This window comes from Streptomyces sp. NPDC021356 (assembly GCF_040641015.1).
Lineage (GTDB): Bacteria > Actinomycetota > Actinomycetes > Streptomycetales > Streptomycetaceae > Streptomyces.
The window spans coordinates 1-1,517 of the sequence record NZ_JBFACU010000106.1; the positions used below are offsets into that span (position 1 = coordinate 1).

The 1,517-nt window shown below is 66.8% G+C and carries 2 protein-coding genes; both read right to left on the reverse strand.

Annotated elements, in window-relative coordinates; genetic code table 11:
* The coding region (locus AB0G56_RS42170; protein WP_360981672.1) for an alpha-amylase family glycosyl hydrolase at nt 1-847 on the reverse strand (847 nt) is incomplete at its 3' end.
* The coding region (locus AB0G56_RS42175) for a DUF3459 domain-containing protein (protein WP_360981674.1) at nt 844-1,517 on the reverse strand (674 nt) is incomplete at its 5' end. The genes AB0G56_RS42170 and AB0G56_RS42175, both read right to left, overlap by 4 nt.

The window sequence follows — 1,517 nt, forward strand, 5'->3', positions numbered from 1 at the left end:
GGCATTCGTCGCCGCCGCCGGTGAAGTCGCCGAAGTAGTCGACGACGTCCTCGGGCCACTGGTTCGCCTCGGCCAGGATCACCGTGTCCGGGTACATCCGGTCGATCTCGCGCCGGACCCGTTTGAGGAACTCGTGGGTGGCGGGCAGATTCTCGCAGTTGGTGCCCTCTTCGGCGTAGAGATAGGGCACCGCGTCGAGACGGAACCCGTCGATGCCGAGGTCCAGCCAGAAGCGGAGGGCGGCCAGCATCTCCTCCTGGACGGCGGGGCTTTCGTAGTTCAGGTCCGGCTGGTGCGAGAAGAAACGGTGGAAGTAGTACTGGCCGCGCACCGGGTCGAAGGTCCAGTTGGAGGTCTCGGTGTCGACGAAGATGATCCGCGCGTCCGGATAGCCCCTGTCGTCGTCGGCCCACATGTAGAAGTCGCCGTAGGGTCCGTCGGGGTCCTTGCGGGATTCCTGGAACCACGGGTGCTGGTCGCTGGTGTGGTTCATGACGAAGTCGATGATGACGCGCATGCCGCGCTGGTGGGCGGCGTCGACGAACTCGACGAAGTCGGCCAGGTCGCCGAAGTCGGGCAGGACGGCGGTGTAGTCGGAGACGTCGTAACCGCCGTCCCTGAGAGGTGACTTGAAGAACGGCGGCAGCCACAGGCAGTCCACGCCGAGCCACTGGAGGTAGTCCAGCTTGGCGGTCAGGCCCTTCAGGTCGCCGATGCCGTCACCGTTGCTGTCCTGGAAGGAGCGGACCAGGACCTCGTAGAAGACGGCACGTTTGAACCACTCCGGGTCGCGGTCCCTGGCCGGGGCGTCCTCGAAGATGTCGGGGACGGGCTCGTTGACTGTCATGGCGCGGGAGGCCCTCCGATCTGCGGCGAGGTGGACGGTCGCTGGACATGGAGCACGTGCGCGGGACGCTGTCCGGGGTCGAGTCGCACGTAGTCGGTCCTGCCCCAGTGGTAGGTCTCACCCGTCAGTTCGTCGAGCACGGACGTGGACGCGTGCGGGTCCAGGCCGAGGTGCCGCATGTTCAACGAGACCGTGGCCTCCTGGGTGTGGTGCGGGTCGAGATTGGCGACCACGACGACCGTGTCCTCACCCGTGCTCTTGCTGTAGGCGAGCACGGCGTCGTTGTCGGTCGCGTGGAAGTGCAGGTTGCGCAGGTGGTGGAGCGCCGGGTGGCGGCGGCGGATGTCGTTGAGGCGGGTGATGAGGGGGGTGATGGTGCGGCCCTCGCGTTCGGCGGCTGCCCAGTCGCGGGGTTTGAGCTGGTACTTCTCGGAGTCGAGGTATTCCTCGCCGCCCTCTTTGAGGGGGGTGTTCTCGCAGAGTTCGTAGCCGCTGTAGATGCCCCAGGAGGGGGAGAGGGTGGCGGCGAGGACGGCGCGGACCTCGAAGGCGGGGCGGCCGCCGTGCTGGAGGTGGGCGTGGAGGATGTCGGGGGTGTTGGTGAACAGGTTGGGCCGCATGTAGGCGGCGGCTTCCCCGGTCAGTTCGGTGAGGTAGTCGGTGAGTTCCT